Below are 13,129 nucleotides of genomic sequence, written 5' to 3'. Positions count from 1 at the left end.
GGATTCCGGGCTCGCGCTTCGCGCGCCCCGGAATGACGGAGAGACCTACTTCTTCTCGATCGGCGGCGCGATCTTCTCAGGCGGCGCCTGCGGCAATGCAGGCTTGGTCGCCGCACCCTGCGTCTGGGAATCCGGCCGCGCCGGTTCGGGCGCCGGGGTGGTGGGCCGGTCGCCGCCGGGCTTGGACTCCGCAGGTGTCTTGGCAGGTGTCTTGCTTTGATCGTCGGACGGGGTGCCCTGAAGCGGTGGCGTCGCCTGTGCCAGCTCCAGCCGATTTTCGGCACGGATTTGCGCGAGCGATATCACCGACACCACGACGCCGGCTGCGAACAGCGCAGCGGCAATTGCCAGATCGAGCTTCAGTCTGCGTTTGTCATCGTGGCCGGGCATGTCGATCACCGCCTTTGTCCGCGGAATCAACGAAACCGGGGCGCGCCGGTTCCGGGACCGAAGAAGCGGGAACCCGCCCCCTTGCGCGCCAAAACGCCGCCCTCACTCCGTCGTGCTGACCTCCCAGGTCGCATGCCGCACGCCCGGCAGATGCTGCAGATCGGTTGCCACCGCGTTCAGCTCGTTCGGGTCGACCGCGCTTGCGACCAGCCTGGCGGCGATCTCCAGAATGCCGTCGCCGATTTCGGCCACATCGATATCGGCCACCGAATATTTCGCAGCCTCGAGCTTCTCGACGAGCCGGTCGCGCATATCCGGAAGAGCGTCGGCCGCGACCGCCAGCTTGAAATAGTAGGTCGCCTCCAACGCCTTCTCGTTGAGGGGAATGCGGTTGATGGCGTTGACCAGCGGACGCAGCATGGTGTTGCCGGCGATGACGAACACGGTCAGCGCGGCCGCCTGCGCGACCATATCGGCGCCGGCGCAGGAGCCGACCGCGGCCGAGGCCCACAGCGTCGCCGCGGTGTTGAGGCCGCGCACGTCCATGCCCTGCTTCATGATGACACCGGCGCCGAGAAAGCCGATGCCGGAGACGACATAGGAAATCACCCGCACCGCGCCCTCGGCGCCATCCAGATGCATGGCAAGGTCGACGAAGGCGGCGGCGCCGACTGCGACCAGCACGTTGGTGCGCAGGCCCGCGGTGCGCTGGCGGTATTGCCGCTCGGCGCCGATCAGCGTGCCCAGCACGAAGGCCGTGGTCAGGCTGACCAGCGTGTCGGCGAAATCGGCAAGCTGGAAGGTCGTCAGAAACCGCATGAATGTGAGCTGCCGTAGGTGGGCAAAGCGACTTGTCCGCCGTAGCTCGAAGAGCGAAGGCGGAAGCATGCCCACGGCTCCCGTCAACGCAAACAGAACGTGGGCACGGCGCAAGAGCGCCTTTGCCCACCCTACGACCTGAAAGATGACAGATTAAAGCTCCAGCAGGCCGCCATCCCCATCTTCGTCGGCAAAGGCCAGCAGCGTGCCCTTGGCGTTCCAGGCGAGCGCGGCCACGGGCGGCGTGCCGTTGCGGCGGACCAGGATTTCCGCCCCGTCCTCCAGCCGCACCATCAGCACTGTGCCGTCGCTGTAGCCGGCGGCGAGGATGTCGTTCTTGGGATGGCAGGCGACCACGGACACGCGCGCCTGCAGCGGGGCGAGCATCGCGGGCTCCTTGCCCATCGGACCGTCCTTGCTGCCGAACGGCCAGATGATGACGGTGTCGGCGCCCGAGGTCGCGAGCCCCTTGCCGCCCACGCTCCAGGACATCGAGCGGACGCGGCCGGGATAGCCGGTCATGCGCATGTGCCTGTTGTCGGCAAGCCGCCAGCCATGCAGTGCCGGCTCGTGCATCGCGGTGACGAGAAACTTGTTGTCGGGGCTGAAGGCGACGCTGTGATGCGAGCCGGCCCAGGGCAGGAATTCGGCCGATCCCGCCATGTTGGGAAACCACAGCGTCACGCCGTTGTAATGCGCGATCGCGAGCCGCAGGCCCTTCGGCGCGAAGGCAAGGCCGCCGACGGTCGAAGGCACGTCGATCGACTTCTCCTCGGCCTTGCCGCTCTTGACGGTAGCCGTCTTGCCGGCCGACCAGGCGAAGGCGCCGTCGGCGTGCAGCGCTACCGCGTCGATCCAGCGCCGCTTGGGGTCGGTGGCGAGCAGCGTCACCTCGCCCTTGGCGTCGAGCGAGACGACCTTGCCGTCGTCGCCGCCCATCACGAGGCTCTTGCCGTCGGAAGCGGTCGAGAGAATGCCGCCGCTGTGCACGGCGACCTTGGTGATCTCACCCTTGGCGTCGACGAACGCGACGTTCTCCTCGCCGCCGACGAAAGCGGCGCGAGGGCCAAGGAAGTGCACCGAGGTCACGGCCATGCCGAGCGTAACAGGCTTGACCCGGTCGGTGACAGAGACGATCGAAGCGGAATCCGGGGACGGCGTAAACTCTTTCATCACGAGACGATGCAGCTCTCGAAACCCTTGCGGATCGCCTCCTCAGGCAATTCGCGGCCGATGAAGACGAGCCGGCTCTCGCGCGGCTCGCCGTCCTTCCACTTCCGCTGGTGGTTGCCCTCCAGCATCATGTGGACGCCCTGGAAGACGTAGCGATCCTCGTCGTCGTGGAAGGCGAGGATGCCCTTGGAGCGCAGGATCTTGCCGCCCTCGACCTGCACCAGGTTCTGCAGCCAGGGCATGAACATGTTGGGATCGAGCGGCTTGTCCGTCTTGAGCGAGAGCGACTGCATCTCCTCGTCGTGATAATGCTTCAGGCCGTTGCCGTGATGATGATCGTGGCCGTGATGGTGGTGATGATCATGGTCGTGGTCATGATCGTCGGCCTCCAGGAAATCCGGCTCGATGTCGAGGATGCGGTCGAGGTCGAACGCGCCGCGGTCGAGCACGTCGGCCAGCGCCACCGAGCAGCGCTCGGTGCGGTGGAGTTTCGCATAGGGGTTGATGCCGCGAATGCGGGCCTCGACCTCGGCGAGCTCGCCCTTGTTGACGAGGTCGGTCTTGTTCAGCACGATGACGTCGGCAAAGGCGATCTGGTTCTTGGCCTCGGGTGCATCCTTCAAACGGTCGGACAGCCACTTTGCGTCGGCGACCGTGACCACCGCGTCGAGCCGCGCGTTCTTCTGCACGTCCTCGTCGACGAAGAAGGTCTGGGCGACCGGCGCCGGATCGGCGAGACCGGTGGTCTCGACGATGATGGCGTCGAACTTGCCCTTGCGCTTCATCAGGCCGTCCATGATGCGGACGAGGTCGCCGCGCACGGTGCAGCAGATGCAACCATTGTTCATCTCGAACACTTCCTCATCGGCGCCGATGATGAGGTCGTTGTCGATGCCGATCTCGCCGAATTCGTTGACGATGACGGCGTATTTCTTGCCGTGGTTCTCGGACAGGATGCGGTTCAAGAGCGTGGTCTTGCCGGCACCGAGATAGCCGGTCAGGACGGTCACGGGAATCTTTTGGGAGGTCGCGTCAGACATAACAACTCCGGACTTTAAGGCTTTTTTCGCGCGACGCGAGGCGGGGTGGCCCCTGCCCTAGTGGTCAAGCGCGCTGGTCAGGGCCTTTATATTGTGCCTGACCATGTCAATGTAAGTGGGTGCAGGCCCCTTTTCGCCGGTCAAACCGTCCGAAATCAGGGTCCCGCCGACCCTTGCGCCAGTCTCGGCCGCGATCCGCCGGATCAGCCGGTCGTCGCTGATATTTTCGAGGAACACGGCCGGGATTTTCTGGGCCTTGATCTGGCCGATGATGGCCGCAATGTCGCGCGCGCTGGGTTCGGTTTCCGTCGAGACGCCCAGGGGAGCGATGAACCGGATACCGTACTCGGCGGAAAAATAGCCGAAGGCGTCGTGGGTGGAGATCACCTTGCGCCGCTCTGGCGGGATTTTCGCCACGGCGTCGCGGACCTCGCGGTCCAGTGTTTCGAGCTTTTCCAGATAGGCCTTGGCCTGGGCGAGGAAGAAGTCCGCCTCGGCCGGGACGGCCGCGGCGAGCGCATTGGCGATGTCGGTCACGTAGATCTTGGCGTTCGGGATGGACTGCCAGGCGTGGGGATCCGCGGCTGAGCCGAGCTTCAGCGGTGCGATGCCGGCACTGGCCGTGACGACCGTTGCCTTGCCGCCGGAGGATTGGACGAGACGCGGCAACCAGCCCTCGAGGCCGAGTCCATTGACGATGACGAGCTTTGCATCCGCGATCCGCTTCGCGTCGGCGGGCGCCGGCGTATAGACGTGGACGTCGCTGTCGGCGCCGACCAGCGTCGTCAGATTGACGCGGTCACCACCGACGTTGCGGACGAAATCGCCGAGGATCGAGAAGCTTGCGACCACGTTGAGCCGCTCCGCAGCATGCAGCGGCGAGCCAATCAGCAACAGCGCACAAAGCAGGATGAGCCGCATCGTCACGCTTCCAGATGCCGGCCGGGAAACAGCTGCCGGACGATACCGCCGACGCGGCCGAACAGGACGGAGACCACGTAGAGCACCGTCGCCACGAGAATGATCGCTGGGCCCGATGGCACGCGGGTCTGAAACGACAGCACGAGGCCCGCATAGCCCGAGACTGCGGCAGCAACGACGGCGATGCAAATCATGGCGGTGAGATCGCGCGACCAGAACCGCGCGATGCCAGCCGGCAATATCATGAGGCCGACCGCAAGCAGCGTGCCGAGCGCCTGAAAGCCGTTGACGAGGTTGATGACGACGAGCGCGAGGAAGGCGAGATGCGCAGGTCCCCCGGCGCGGCTGACGGTGCGCAGGAACAGGGGGTCGACACTCTCGATCACCAGCGGGCGGTAGATCACCGCGAGCACCAGCAGCGTGACCGTGGCGTTGAAAGCCACCACCAGCAGCGTCTGATCGTCCATCGCCAGGATGTTGCCAAACAGCACGTGGAGCAGATCGATATTGGTGCCCTTGATCGAGACGATGGTGACGCCGAGCGCGAGCGAGGCCAGATAGAAGGTCGCGAGCGAAGCGTCCTCCTTCAGCCCGGTCGAGCGCGCGACCACGCCGGCGAGGATCGCCACCGCAAAGCCGGCGATCAGGCCCCCGGCCGTCATCGCGAACAGGTTGAGACCGGAGAGCAGGAAGCCGATTGCGGCGCCGGGCAAGATCGCATGCGCCATGGCGTCGCCGACGAGGCTCATCCGCCGCAGCATCAGGAACACGCCGATCGGCGCGCCGGCCAGCGCCAGCGCGATCGCGGCGGCGAGCGCCCGCCGCATGAACTCGAATTCGGTGAACGGACCGATCAGCGCATCATAGATCATCGGATATCAGGCCGCCCGCGAGCCGATATCGTCGGCCGCGCAGGCCGCGGCGGTATCGTCGAAAGCCTCGCACATCCGCATCGCGACCATCAGGTTTTCCGGCGTCAGCACCTCCGCCGTCGGGCCCCACGCGACCGGGCCCCGCGCCAGCACCAGCGTCTCGGTGAAATGGTTGCGCACCATCTCCATGTCGTGCAGTGCGGCGAGCACGGTGCGGCCCTCGACATGCCAGCGCTTCACCAGCGCGAGCAGATCGGCCGTGGTCTTGCTGTCGATGGCGTTGAACGGCTCGTCCAGCACGATCAGGCTCGCGTCCTGAAGCAGCACACGCGCAAACAGCACGCGCTGCATTTGGCCGCCGGAGAGCGTGCCGATCGGACGGTTCTCGAAACCGCTGAGGCCAACGGACGCGATCGCACGACGTATCTTTTCGCGCGCGGCCTTGCCGATGCCGCCGAACAGGCCGGCCCCGCGCCACAGCCCGGTGCTGACGAAATCGAACACCGAGATCGGGAAGCTGCGGTCGATCTCCGCGCTTTGCGGCAGATAGGCGATGTCTCTGCTGTCGAGCCCGCCGAGATGGATGCTGCCGTCGAGCGGTTTGAGGATGCCGACGATGCCGCGCAGCAGCGTCGACTTGCCGGCGCCGTTCGGACCGATCACGGCGACCAGCGCGCCTCGCACAACCTCGCCGTTGAGATGGTGCACGGCCGGATGCCGGTCATAGCCCAGCGTGACGTTGTGAAAGTGCAGCGCTGCCATGGTCACCTCATCGCCAGGAAGACGATGCCCCAGAGCACGGCGCAGACGGCGAGCGCGGCCGCGAGACGGCCCGCCATGGTCATGCGCAGGATCGACCAGGGCGCCGCCTGGGCCGGATGCGGTGAGGCCGCATCGTGAACATGGGCGTGGATGTGGTCGTGCCCATGCGAATGCCCGTGGCCATGAGAATGGCCATGGGCATGGTCGTGATGGTGAGCGTGTGACGCGGCAGGAACCATCCCAGAACGTTATATTATAACATTACGCCTGTCCACGGCTGGCTGTCATCCCGGGCTCAGGGCTTACCGATCACCATGGCGATGGCGGCCGCCACGAACGGGAACGGCACCGAGACGGCGCAGCGGAACCAGACGAAGCGGGCTGGCATGAACGGGATTTCCCACAGAATCACCCGCTGGAAGGCGAACAGCGCCCAGGCGACGACATAGGCGACCACTTGCGGCACCCCACCGCCCGACTTCAGCGCCACGGTGCCGATGGAGAAGCCGACCACGGGGCCGCCGGGCGTGGCCGCGCCGGCGATCGCGGCGGTGGCAACCCCAAGCCAGCCACTATCCGGGCCGAGCCAGCCGGTAATCACCTCCTGGGGGATGATGGCGGCGATGTAGCCGGAGCCGATCACCCCCAGCGCGATCCGCGGCACGATGTTGACGAAATCCATCGAGCCTTCGCGCAAGGATGCCTTGAACACCGGCGGGCCGCGGCGAAACGCGATCAGGCCGACGCCGAGCACCGAGCCCCACAACAGGATGTCGATCAGAAGCGCTGCGCTCAACTCTCGTCGTCCTTCGCAAGCTGCTTCGGATAGAGCCTGATATAGACGAAGCGGCCGAGGGCGCCGGCGAGCACCGGCAGCGGCAGCGAGATCACGATCCGCCACAGCGTGAAATCGGTGCCCATGATCGGGATTTCCCAGGCGACCGCCCGGCCGTAGCCGATCAGCGTCCAGCTCACGACCATGGCGATGGTGGCGCCGAAATCGGCGCCAACCGCGAGCAGCGCGCTCGCCACGGGATAAGCGGTGAAGGGACCGCCGGGCAAAATTGCGCCGAAGGCGGTGCCGATCAGAAGGCCCATCAGGCCGGATTTCGGCCCGAGCGAGCGAGAGACTTTTTCGTGCGGCAGGATCTCGGAGATGAAGGCGCCGAGCAGGCAGCCGGCCAGCACGCGCGGCAGGATGCCAGAGAACAGCGAGAGATCGTGGGTGAGGATGTCGAGAACGCCGGCGCTGCCATCACGCCGCCAGACCAGCGCCGCGCTGACCGCCACCAGGGCCGCGATGATGATGGTCGACCAGCCGATCGGCTTGCGCACACGCCCCGGCCGCGGCTCGGACTCCGCGTCCTCGGCGGGCGCCGGGTCTTTCGGGGAAGGTTCTGACAACGGGCTCGGGTCGGATCGAGGGTGATGCCCGTCCTGATTAAGGGCGCCGGCGAGGTGATGCAAACGGTGTGATGACAGACCCATGCGCGCACCACGCAGGGCAATTCCGCACAGCAAAAAAGGCGGCCCGCTGGTGCGACCGCCCTTTTACTTCCGTCATTCCGGGGCGCACGAAGTGCGAACCCGGAATGACGAGGTGAGAACTCACGCCTTCTCGAACAGGGACTCCACGTATTCCCAGTTCACGAGGTTCTCGACGAACGCCTTGAGATAGTCCGGGCGGCGGTTGCGGTAGTCGATGTAGTAGGAATGCTCCCAGACGTCGCAGCCGAGGATCGGGGTAGCGCCGTGCACCAGCGGATTCTCGCCATTCGGGGTCTTGGAGATCTCGAGCTTGCCGTTCTTGACCTGGAGCCAGCACCAGCCGGAGCCGAACTGGCCGACGCCGGCCGCCTGGAAGTCGGTCTTGAACTTATCGAAGCCGCCGAGGTCCTCGTTGATCTTCTTCTCGAGCTTGGCAGGCAGCTTGGTGCCGCCGCCATTGGGCTTCATCCAGCTCCAGAAGTGGATGTGGTTGTAGTGCTGGCCGGCATTGTTGAACACCGCGGGGTTCTTGCCGAACGAGCCCTTGACGATCTCTTCAAGGGACTTGCCTTCCCATTCGGTCCCCTTGAGCGCGTTGTTGCCGTTGGTGACGTAGGCCTGATGATGCTTGTCGTGGTGATATTCCAGCGTCTCCTTCGACATGTACTGGCCGAGGGCGTCATAGGCGTAAGGGAGTGGGGGCAGCGTAAAGGTCATGGGTTGTTGTCCGCAACTGGTGGGGAACGAGTTCTAACGGTTACCCCTTATAGAAGGTTCCGCCGCCATTAAATACCTCAGAATTTCGAAAACGCGGGATGGGGATGCTTGGCACGATTGCATAAAATCGTCGCAGCACGCGGACACCGCGCGGTCGTGATGGCTCGATGCAAATTATCATTGCCTTTGAGGCGCTTATGGCAGAACGAATTCCCTACGCACCGACGTTGCGAGAGACAGAGCCATGAGCATCGAGATCGACATTTTGAACGGCGACGCCTCGTGGCCGATTGCGGAGCCGCTTCTTCAGGCGGTCTGGGGACCGCAATTGGTCGCGAATAAGCCCTGGGCTCACGTCAAATGGGACAACGCCCATCTTCGTGTGCTGCTCGAAACGCCCGAGGACGGCCTCGTCTGCCATGTCGGCATCTACTTCCGCACCGTCACCTGGAACGGGCAGAAAGTTCACGTCGGCGGCATCGGCGGCGTCTGCACGCGCGAGGACCGGCGCGGCCGCGGCTACGCGACGATCGCGATCGACGCGGCGGTGCATACCATGCGCGCCAACGAGGCGGTCCGCTTCGGGCTGCTGTTCTGCGAGCCGCACAATTTCGCGTTCTACGAGGCCCGCAAATGGCAGCCCTTCAAGGGCGAGGTCTATTGCGAGCAGCCGGAGGGGCGGATCCGCTTCGACTACATGGCGCCCTACGTCTTCGACATCGTCCGCGCGCCGACGCTGGGCACCATCGACCTATGCGGCCTGCCCTGGTGAGCCCTGCGTGAGCAAGGGCTGCGCCGGCCGCCTCATACCCTATAATATGTCGATCATCATCCAATATTCCGCACCGTGGCACATGACGATCGACGCCCCTGCAGACGCCGTCCCGCCGGTTGCCCCGGTCGCTTCCCCAATCGCCAGCCTCCTGACCGCGCCGATCCTGCCGACGCTGCTGCGGCTCGCGATCCCCAACATGATCGCGATGGTCGGCAGCACGCTGGTTGCGGTGGCCGAGACCTCCTATATCGGCCGGCTCGGCACCATTCCGCTCGCCGCGATCGCGCTGGTATTTCCGTTCGCGATGCTGACGCAGATGATGAGCGCGGGCGCGATGGGCGGCGGGGTATCGTCGGCGATCAGCCGCGCGCTCGGTGCGGGGAATAGCGACCGCGCCGCGACGCTGGCGCTGCATGCCGCCATCATCGGCTTCTGCGGCGGGCTGTTCTTCACGGTGATGATGCTGGTCTTTGGCCGCTCCTTCTTCGCGCTGCTCGGGGGACGCGAGCGCGTGCTTGAGGAGGCCTCTGGCTATTCGCAGGTGCTGTTCTCCGGCGCGGTCGCGATCTGGCTCGTCAACACACTTGCCTCCGTGATCCGCGGCACCGGCGACATGCGCCTGCCTTCGATGACGCTGATCGGGGCGAGCGTGCTCCAGATCGCGCTCGGCGGCACGCTGGGGCTCGGCCTGTTCGGCGTACCGCAATTCGGCATGCCGGGCGTCGCAAGCGGCCAGCTGATCGCGTTCGGCTGCGCCGCGATCTTCTTCCTCTGGTATCTCTTGTCCGGGCGCAGCCGGTTGCCGCTCGATTTCCGCACCTTCCATTTCGAGCGCGCGATGTTCCTGGACATCCTCAAAGTCGGCGCGGTGGCCTGCTTGTCGCCGCTCCAGACCGTGCTCACCATTCTGATCTTCACAAAGATCCTCGCGACCTTCGGCACCGAGATGCTGGCCGGCTACGGCATCGGATCGCGGCTGGAGTTCTTGCTGATCCCGATCACTTTCGCCTTCGGTATCGCCTCGGTGCCGATGGTCGGCATCGCGATCGGCGCCGGTCATGTGACGCGCGCGCGGCATGTGGCCTGGACGGCGGCTGCGGCCTCCGGACTCACGGTCGGCCTGATCGGCCTCGCCGTCGCACTTGCTCCGTCGCTGTGGGTCGCACTGTTCACGCGGGATCCCGGCGTCACAGCCGCCGCGCACAGCTATTTCCGCTGGGCAGGTCCGGCCTTCGTGTTCTTCGGCATGGGCGTGTCGCTGTATTTCTCCTCGCAAGGCGCCGCACGCGTCGGCGGTCCCGTGCTCGCTTCCACCGCACGGCTGCTGATCGTCGCGATCGGCGGGATCGGTCTCATGATGGCGCAGGCGCCGGCCTGGACCTTGTTCGCGCTGGTCGGCGGCGCCATGGTCGTGTTCGGGCTGTCGACCGCGGCCTCGGTCGCCCTCGTGCGATGGGGCAAATGATCGCAGGCAGATATTCAGCCAATGAACGCAGGAATGTGATTCCAGCCGGCGTTGCACTATCCTGCCGGGCTGCTATGGAGGCGCCGTCATTTTCGGGGGCTCTCTCCATGTTCGGCAGATTCGCGATTCCTTTCGTCCTCCTGGCTGCTCTGCTTGGCGCAACGAGCGCCCATGCGCAGAGCGCTGACGGGACCTGGCTGACCCAGGCGGGCGATGCACGCGTCAAGATCAGCAAATGCGGCGGCGGCATCTGCGGCCATATCGTCTGGCTGCGCGAGCCCTATGACACCTCAACCGGCCAGCCCGCCACCGACAGCAAGAATCCCAATCCCGCGCTCGCCAGGCGCCCGATGATCGGCCTGCCATTGTTCAGCGGCATGGAGCCGGCGGGACCGAACAAATGGTCGGGCCAGATCTACAATGCCGACGACGGCAGCACCTATGCGAGCAACATCAGCCTCACCGGCGCGGAAACGCTTCGGGTCGAAGGCTGCGTCGGCGCGCTCTGCGGCGGTGAAACCTGGACGCGCGCGGGGCGCTGAGGACAGTAATGCTCTCGTGCCCCGGACGCAGCGCAGCACATAGTGATGCGCTGCTGAGCCGGGGCCCATTGCGGCGCTCTGGGTCCCGGCTCTGCGCAGCGTCACCATAGCGCGTCGAAGACGCGCGTGAACGCGCTTTCGGTGCCGCAGCGCGTCCGGGACACGGAACCCTTACGCCGCCATCGCCTTCAACGCCGTCGCCGCCGATGCATAGCCGCCCCGCGCACCGTCGATGAAGTGGACGTGGTCGCTGCGCAGCGCCGACGGCGTGAAGCAGGTCATCATCGCGGCATCCTGCCGGTGCAGGCCGTAGCGCACGATGCCGTCGCGCGCGGCGGCCGCGAGACGATCGCTCAACGCGCGCTCGAGCTGCGGGGTGCAGTCCAGAATCATGCGCAGGCCGTCGTCATATTTGCGGAAGTCCGAGTTCTCGACGACCTGGCGCTTGTAGAGGCTGGGCACGAAACCGCCGATCTTGATGTCGAAGCGCATGATGAGATAGGCGAACAGCGTATAGGCCAGCACGCTGGCTCTGCGCGCGAGCAGCGGACCGCCGCGCCTGGTGCGGGCTTCGAATTCCACCCCCTGCGGCGGCCATTTCAGCGGCGGCCCCTGCGGCGGCACCGGGCGGCCGCCTTCCGGGCTGCGCTCCACGAGATGGATGATGTCCTCGATCACCTTGCGGAAGGCGTGCGAATCGACGCCGCGCGTCGGCATCACCAGCACCGACAGGATCAGGCCGCGCGCAGCCGGCATCACCTCGAAGCGGCACGACAGGCCCGAGAGGTCCGGTTGTGCGCCGGCGGGCGCCTCCTCGACCGCAAACTCGCCGCGCTTCATCGCGGCGTCGGCCCAGGCAAGCCCGCCGCCCGAGAACATCGCGTAGGACAGGTTTGCCGACGGCCCGAAGCGGGCGACGCGCACGTCAAGACCTTGAGCGCGAATGACGCTGACCGGCACCAGTGCGACGCGCATGGTCAGATCGAGATCTTCTCGCACCCAGGTCGCGGTCGCAGCCAGTGCCTCGCGGGCAAGTTCGATATCGTCCGGCGCAACCGCGAAGCTCGCGCCGTCGCCGCCAAACACGAAGGGGAATTCCCGCCCCTCCAGCGCATTGGTCATCGCCGCGATCACGGCGGCACCGGCCATGTTCACCGCCTTGTAGCGCTGCGCCGCGATCGCCTTGGTCGAATCGACGATGTCGGCAACGCCGATGCTCCAGTCGTCCGGCAGCGGCGAATACAGCACCGGATCCATCAGGCTGGTGAAGCCGCGGAAGACCGGAATGCCGCTGTAGAAGGATTCGCCTGAGGTCATCGGGAATGCCGGATGGCTGGAATACGAGACAAATACGTGGCAGGATCGATCCGGGTTCGCTGGCCGGCCTCCCCTTTCGATCATTGGCCGAAACGGCCTCCGACAACAAGATGCGGCCGCGCTGCAATGCCGCGGCGGGTCATTGATCGGCATCAAACGACCGCCGGGGGAGAGCGGCTATCGTTTGTCAGTTTTAAGGGTTGCATGGGATGATCGAGGTGTCCGACTTCGGCAGCAAGGACTCCACCCCTCCGGTCCGCCGACGCACGGGCATCGACCCGATCAGCGCAGTGAAGATGCCCGAACGACTGACGGCAGCCGTCGATGCCTGGGCGGAAGCGCACTACCTGACCCGCTCGGATGCGATCTGCAAGCTGATCGAGCTGGGCCTGAAGATCGCCCCCCCGGCCCTCACGTCGGCGCACCCGATCGCATCGGACGCCACCAAGATCGAAGAGATCGCAGTACACGAGATCGAGTCGCTGCTCGATCCCGCCCTGCCGGCAGACGAACGCGAGCGCCGCGTCCGCCGCCTCACCGAAGGGCCGCCGGAATTTTCGCACGAACGAATTGACCTGCCGAAGGACTTGCCGAAGCAGCGGACGTGATAGCTGAATTAGTGCAGCTTCTCGTCTTGATGCTTGCGCAAGGTGTCGAGAGACGCATCATGGCAGCCGATCAGGCGAACGAATTGCTGCGGGTACATTTCATGCCCGTGACTGCCGGAATTCTGATGCGTCATCGGCGGGGAGTGGACATCGTCCGGCTCCGCACGGGATTGCTCCGTGTGGCCCTGATTTGAAGCCGTCATGCTTGGCGCGGTCATGGACTGCTCCCCCTGTCGATTA

At 65.5% G+C, this 13,129-nt stretch carries 17 protein-coding genes; 4 read left to right on the top strand and 13 right to left on the bottom strand.

Annotation, left to right across the window (positions count from 1 at the left end):
- Positions 1 to 45: 45 nt before the first annotated feature.
- The 11 genes from JQ566_RS28030 to JQ566_RS27980 form a co-directional block, all read right to left on the bottom strand.
- Positions 46 to 390, bottom strand: a complete 345-nt coding sequence (locus tag JQ566_RS28030; protein ID WP_212378416.1) for a hypothetical protein — start codon at positions 388 to 390, stop codon at positions 46 to 48.
- Positions 391 to 492: 102 nt separating this feature from the next.
- Positions 493 to 1,209, bottom strand: coding sequence for an MgtC/SapB family protein (locus tag JQ566_RS28025; protein WP_212378414.1), 717 nt, complete (start codon positions 1,207 to 1,209; stop codon positions 493 to 495).
- Between the two features lie 153 nt (positions 1,210 to 1,362).
- A complete protein-coding gene (locus tag JQ566_RS28020; RefSeq protein ID WP_212378412.1) occupies positions 1,363 to 2,382 on the bottom strand; it encodes a WD40 repeat domain-containing protein in 1,020 nt (339 codons plus the stop codon).
- Positions 2,382 to 3,422 (bottom strand): CobW family GTP-binding protein, encoded by a 1,041-nt coding sequence (locus JQ566_RS28015; RefSeq protein WP_212378410.1) that lies wholly within the window; start codon positions 3,420 to 3,422, stop codon positions 2,382 to 2,384. The genes JQ566_RS28020 and JQ566_RS28015 overlap by 1 nt, the downstream gene beginning before the upstream one ends.
- A 57-nt stretch (positions 3,423 to 3,479) precedes the next feature.
- Positions 3,480 to 4,343 carry a metal ABC transporter solute-binding protein, Zn/Mn family gene (locus JQ566_RS28010; RefSeq protein WP_212378408.1) on the bottom strand — a complete coding sequence of 288 codons (864 nt, stop codon included), beginning with the start codon at positions 4,341 to 4,343 and terminating at the stop codon, positions 3,480 to 3,482.
- A 2-nt stretch (positions 4,344 to 4,345) separates the two neighbouring features.
- On the bottom strand, positions 4,346 to 5,215 hold the full coding sequence (locus JQ566_RS28005) for a metal ABC transporter permease (RefSeq protein WP_212378406.1): 870 nt from the start codon (positions 5,213 to 5,215) through the stop codon (positions 4,346 to 4,348).
- A gap of 6 nt (positions 5,216 to 5,221) precedes the next feature.
- The gene (locus tag JQ566_RS28000; RefSeq protein ID WP_212378404.1) at positions 5,222 to 5,977 is read right to left on the bottom strand and encodes a metal ABC transporter ATP-binding protein; all 756 of its coding nucleotides are present in this window, start codon (positions 5,975 to 5,977) and stop codon (positions 5,222 to 5,224) included.
- A 2-nt stretch (positions 5,978 to 5,979) separates the two neighbouring features.
- On the bottom strand, positions 5,980 to 6,216 hold the full coding sequence (locus JQ566_RS27995) for a hypothetical protein (protein WP_212378402.1): 237 nt from the start codon (positions 6,214 to 6,216) through the stop codon (positions 5,980 to 5,982).
- Between the two features lie 56 nt (positions 6,217 to 6,272).
- Positions 6,273 to 6,773, bottom strand: coding sequence for a hypothetical protein (locus tag JQ566_RS27990; RefSeq protein WP_212378400.1), 501 nt, complete (start codon positions 6,771 to 6,773; stop codon positions 6,273 to 6,275).
- The gene (locus JQ566_RS27985) at positions 6,770 to 7,381 is read right to left on the bottom strand and encodes a permease (RefSeq protein ID WP_212378398.1); all 612 of its coding nucleotides are present in this window, start codon (positions 7,379 to 7,381) and stop codon (positions 6,770 to 6,772) included. The genes JQ566_RS27990 and JQ566_RS27985 overlap by 4 nt, the downstream gene beginning before the upstream one ends.
- A gap of 204 nt (positions 7,382 to 7,585) precedes the next feature.
- A complete protein-coding gene (locus JQ566_RS27980) occupies positions 7,586 to 8,182 on the bottom strand; it encodes a superoxide dismutase (RefSeq protein WP_212378396.1) in 597 nt (198 codons plus the stop codon).
- A 244-nt stretch (positions 8,183 to 8,426) separates the two neighbouring features.
- Between JQ566_RS27980 and JQ566_RS27975 the strand changes: the two genes are divergently transcribed.
- The 3 genes from JQ566_RS27975 to JQ566_RS27965 all read left to right on the top strand — a co-directional run bounded on the left by JQ566_RS27975 (position 8,427) and on the right by JQ566_RS27965 (position 10,964).
- Positions 8,427 to 8,954 carry a GNAT family N-acetyltransferase gene (locus JQ566_RS27975; protein WP_212378394.1) on the top strand — a complete coding sequence of 176 codons (528 nt, stop codon included), beginning with the start codon at positions 8,427 to 8,429 and terminating at the stop codon, positions 8,952 to 8,954.
- An 82-nt stretch (positions 8,955 to 9,036) separates the two neighbouring features.
- The gene (locus JQ566_RS27970; protein WP_212378536.1) at positions 9,037 to 10,422 is read left to right on the top strand and encodes an MATE family efflux transporter; all 1,386 of its coding nucleotides are present in this window, start codon (positions 9,037 to 9,039) and stop codon (positions 10,420 to 10,422) included.
- A gap of 107 nt (positions 10,423 to 10,529) precedes the next feature.
- Positions 10,530 to 10,964 (top strand): DUF2147 domain-containing protein, encoded by a 435-nt coding sequence (locus JQ566_RS27965; protein WP_212378392.1) that lies wholly within the window; start codon positions 10,530 to 10,532, stop codon positions 10,962 to 10,964.
- A 171-nt stretch (positions 10,965 to 11,135) separates the two neighbouring features.
- Here JQ566_RS27965 and JQ566_RS27960 read toward each other — a convergent pair whose 3' ends face one another.
- A complete protein-coding gene (locus tag JQ566_RS27960; protein ID WP_212378390.1) occupies positions 11,136 to 12,281 on the bottom strand; it encodes a DUF3095 domain-containing protein in 1,146 nt (381 codons plus the stop codon).
- A 209-nt stretch (positions 12,282 to 12,490) separates the two neighbouring features.
- Here JQ566_RS27960 and JQ566_RS27955 point away from each other — a divergent pair, with 209 nt between their 5' ends.
- Positions 12,491 to 12,889 carry a hypothetical protein gene (locus tag JQ566_RS27955; RefSeq protein WP_212378388.1) on the top strand — a complete coding sequence of 133 codons (399 nt, stop codon included), beginning with the start codon at positions 12,491 to 12,493 and terminating at the stop codon, positions 12,887 to 12,889.
- A gap of 8 nt (positions 12,890 to 12,897) precedes the next feature.
- On the opposite strand, the gene JQ566_RS27950 is transcribed toward JQ566_RS27955, so the two are convergent.
- Entirely contained in the window at positions 12,898 to 13,107 is a 210-nt protein-coding gene (locus JQ566_RS27950) for a hypothetical protein (RefSeq protein ID WP_212378386.1), read from the bottom strand.
- Between the last annotated feature and the right edge of the window lie 22 nt (positions 13,108 to 13,129).

Source organism: Bradyrhizobium sp. SZCCT0231, from assembly GCF_018130245.1.
GTDB lineage: Bacteria > Pseudomonadota > Alphaproteobacteria > Rhizobiales > Xanthobacteraceae > Bradyrhizobium > Bradyrhizobium japonicum_F.
Note: the sequence above shows the minus strand (reverse complement) of the source record. Positions and strands in the feature narration are given on the sequence as shown.

Bases quoted from the DNA above. Each gene is read 5' to 3' on its own strand.
- JQ566_RS28030 (WP_212378416.1), bottom strand. From the start codon at position 390: ATGCCCGGCCACGATGACAAACGCAGACTGAAGCTCGATCTGGCAATT.
- JQ566_RS28025 (WP_212378414.1), bottom strand. From the start codon at position 1,209: ATGCGGTTTCTGACGACCTTCCAGCTTGCCGATTTCGCCGACACGCTG.
- JQ566_RS28020 (WP_212378412.1), bottom strand. From the start codon at position 2,382: ATGAAAGAGTTTACGCCGTCCCCGGATTCCGCTTCGATCGTCTCTGTC.
- JQ566_RS28015 (WP_212378410.1), bottom strand. From the start codon at position 3,422: ATGTCTGACGCGACCTCCCAAAAGATTCCCGTGACCGTCCTGACCGGC.
- JQ566_RS28010 (WP_212378408.1), bottom strand. From the start codon at position 4,343: ATGCGGCTCATCCTGCTTTGTGCGCTGTTGCTGATTGGCTCGCCGCTG.
- JQ566_RS28005 (WP_212378406.1), bottom strand. From the start codon at position 5,215: ATGATCTATGATGCGCTGATCGGTCCGTTCACCGAATTCGAGTTCATG.
- JQ566_RS28000 (WP_212378404.1), bottom strand. From the start codon at position 5,977: ATGGCAGCGCTGCACTTTCACAACGTCACGCTGGGCTATGACCGGCAT.
- JQ566_RS27995 (WP_212378402.1), bottom strand. From the start codon at position 6,216: ATGGTTCCTGCCGCGTCACACGCTCACCATCACGACCATGCCCATGGC.
- JQ566_RS27980 (WP_212378396.1), bottom strand. From the start codon at position 8,182: ATGACCTTTACGCTGCCCCCACTCCCTTACGCCTATGACGCCCTCGGC.
- JQ566_RS27975 (WP_212378394.1), top strand. From the start codon at position 8,427: ATGAGCATCGAGATCGACATTTTGAACGGCGACGCCTCGTGGCCGATT.
- JQ566_RS27970 (WP_212378536.1), top strand. From the start codon at position 9,037: ATGACGATCGACGCCCCTGCAGACGCCGTCCCGCCGGTTGCCCCGGTC.
- JQ566_RS27965 (WP_212378392.1), top strand. From the start codon at position 10,530: ATGTTCGGCAGATTCGCGATTCCTTTCGTCCTCCTGGCTGCTCTGCTT.
- JQ566_RS27960 (WP_212378390.1), bottom strand. From the start codon at position 12,281: ATGACCTCAGGCGAATCCTTCTACAGCGGCATTCCGGTCTTCCGCGGC.
- JQ566_RS27955 (WP_212378388.1), top strand. From the start codon at position 12,491: ATGATCGAGGTGTCCGACTTCGGCAGCAAGGACTCCACCCCTCCGGTC.
- JQ566_RS27950 (WP_212378386.1), bottom strand. From the start codon at position 13,107: ATGACCGCGCCAAGCATGACGGCTTCAAATCAGGGCCACACGGAGCAA.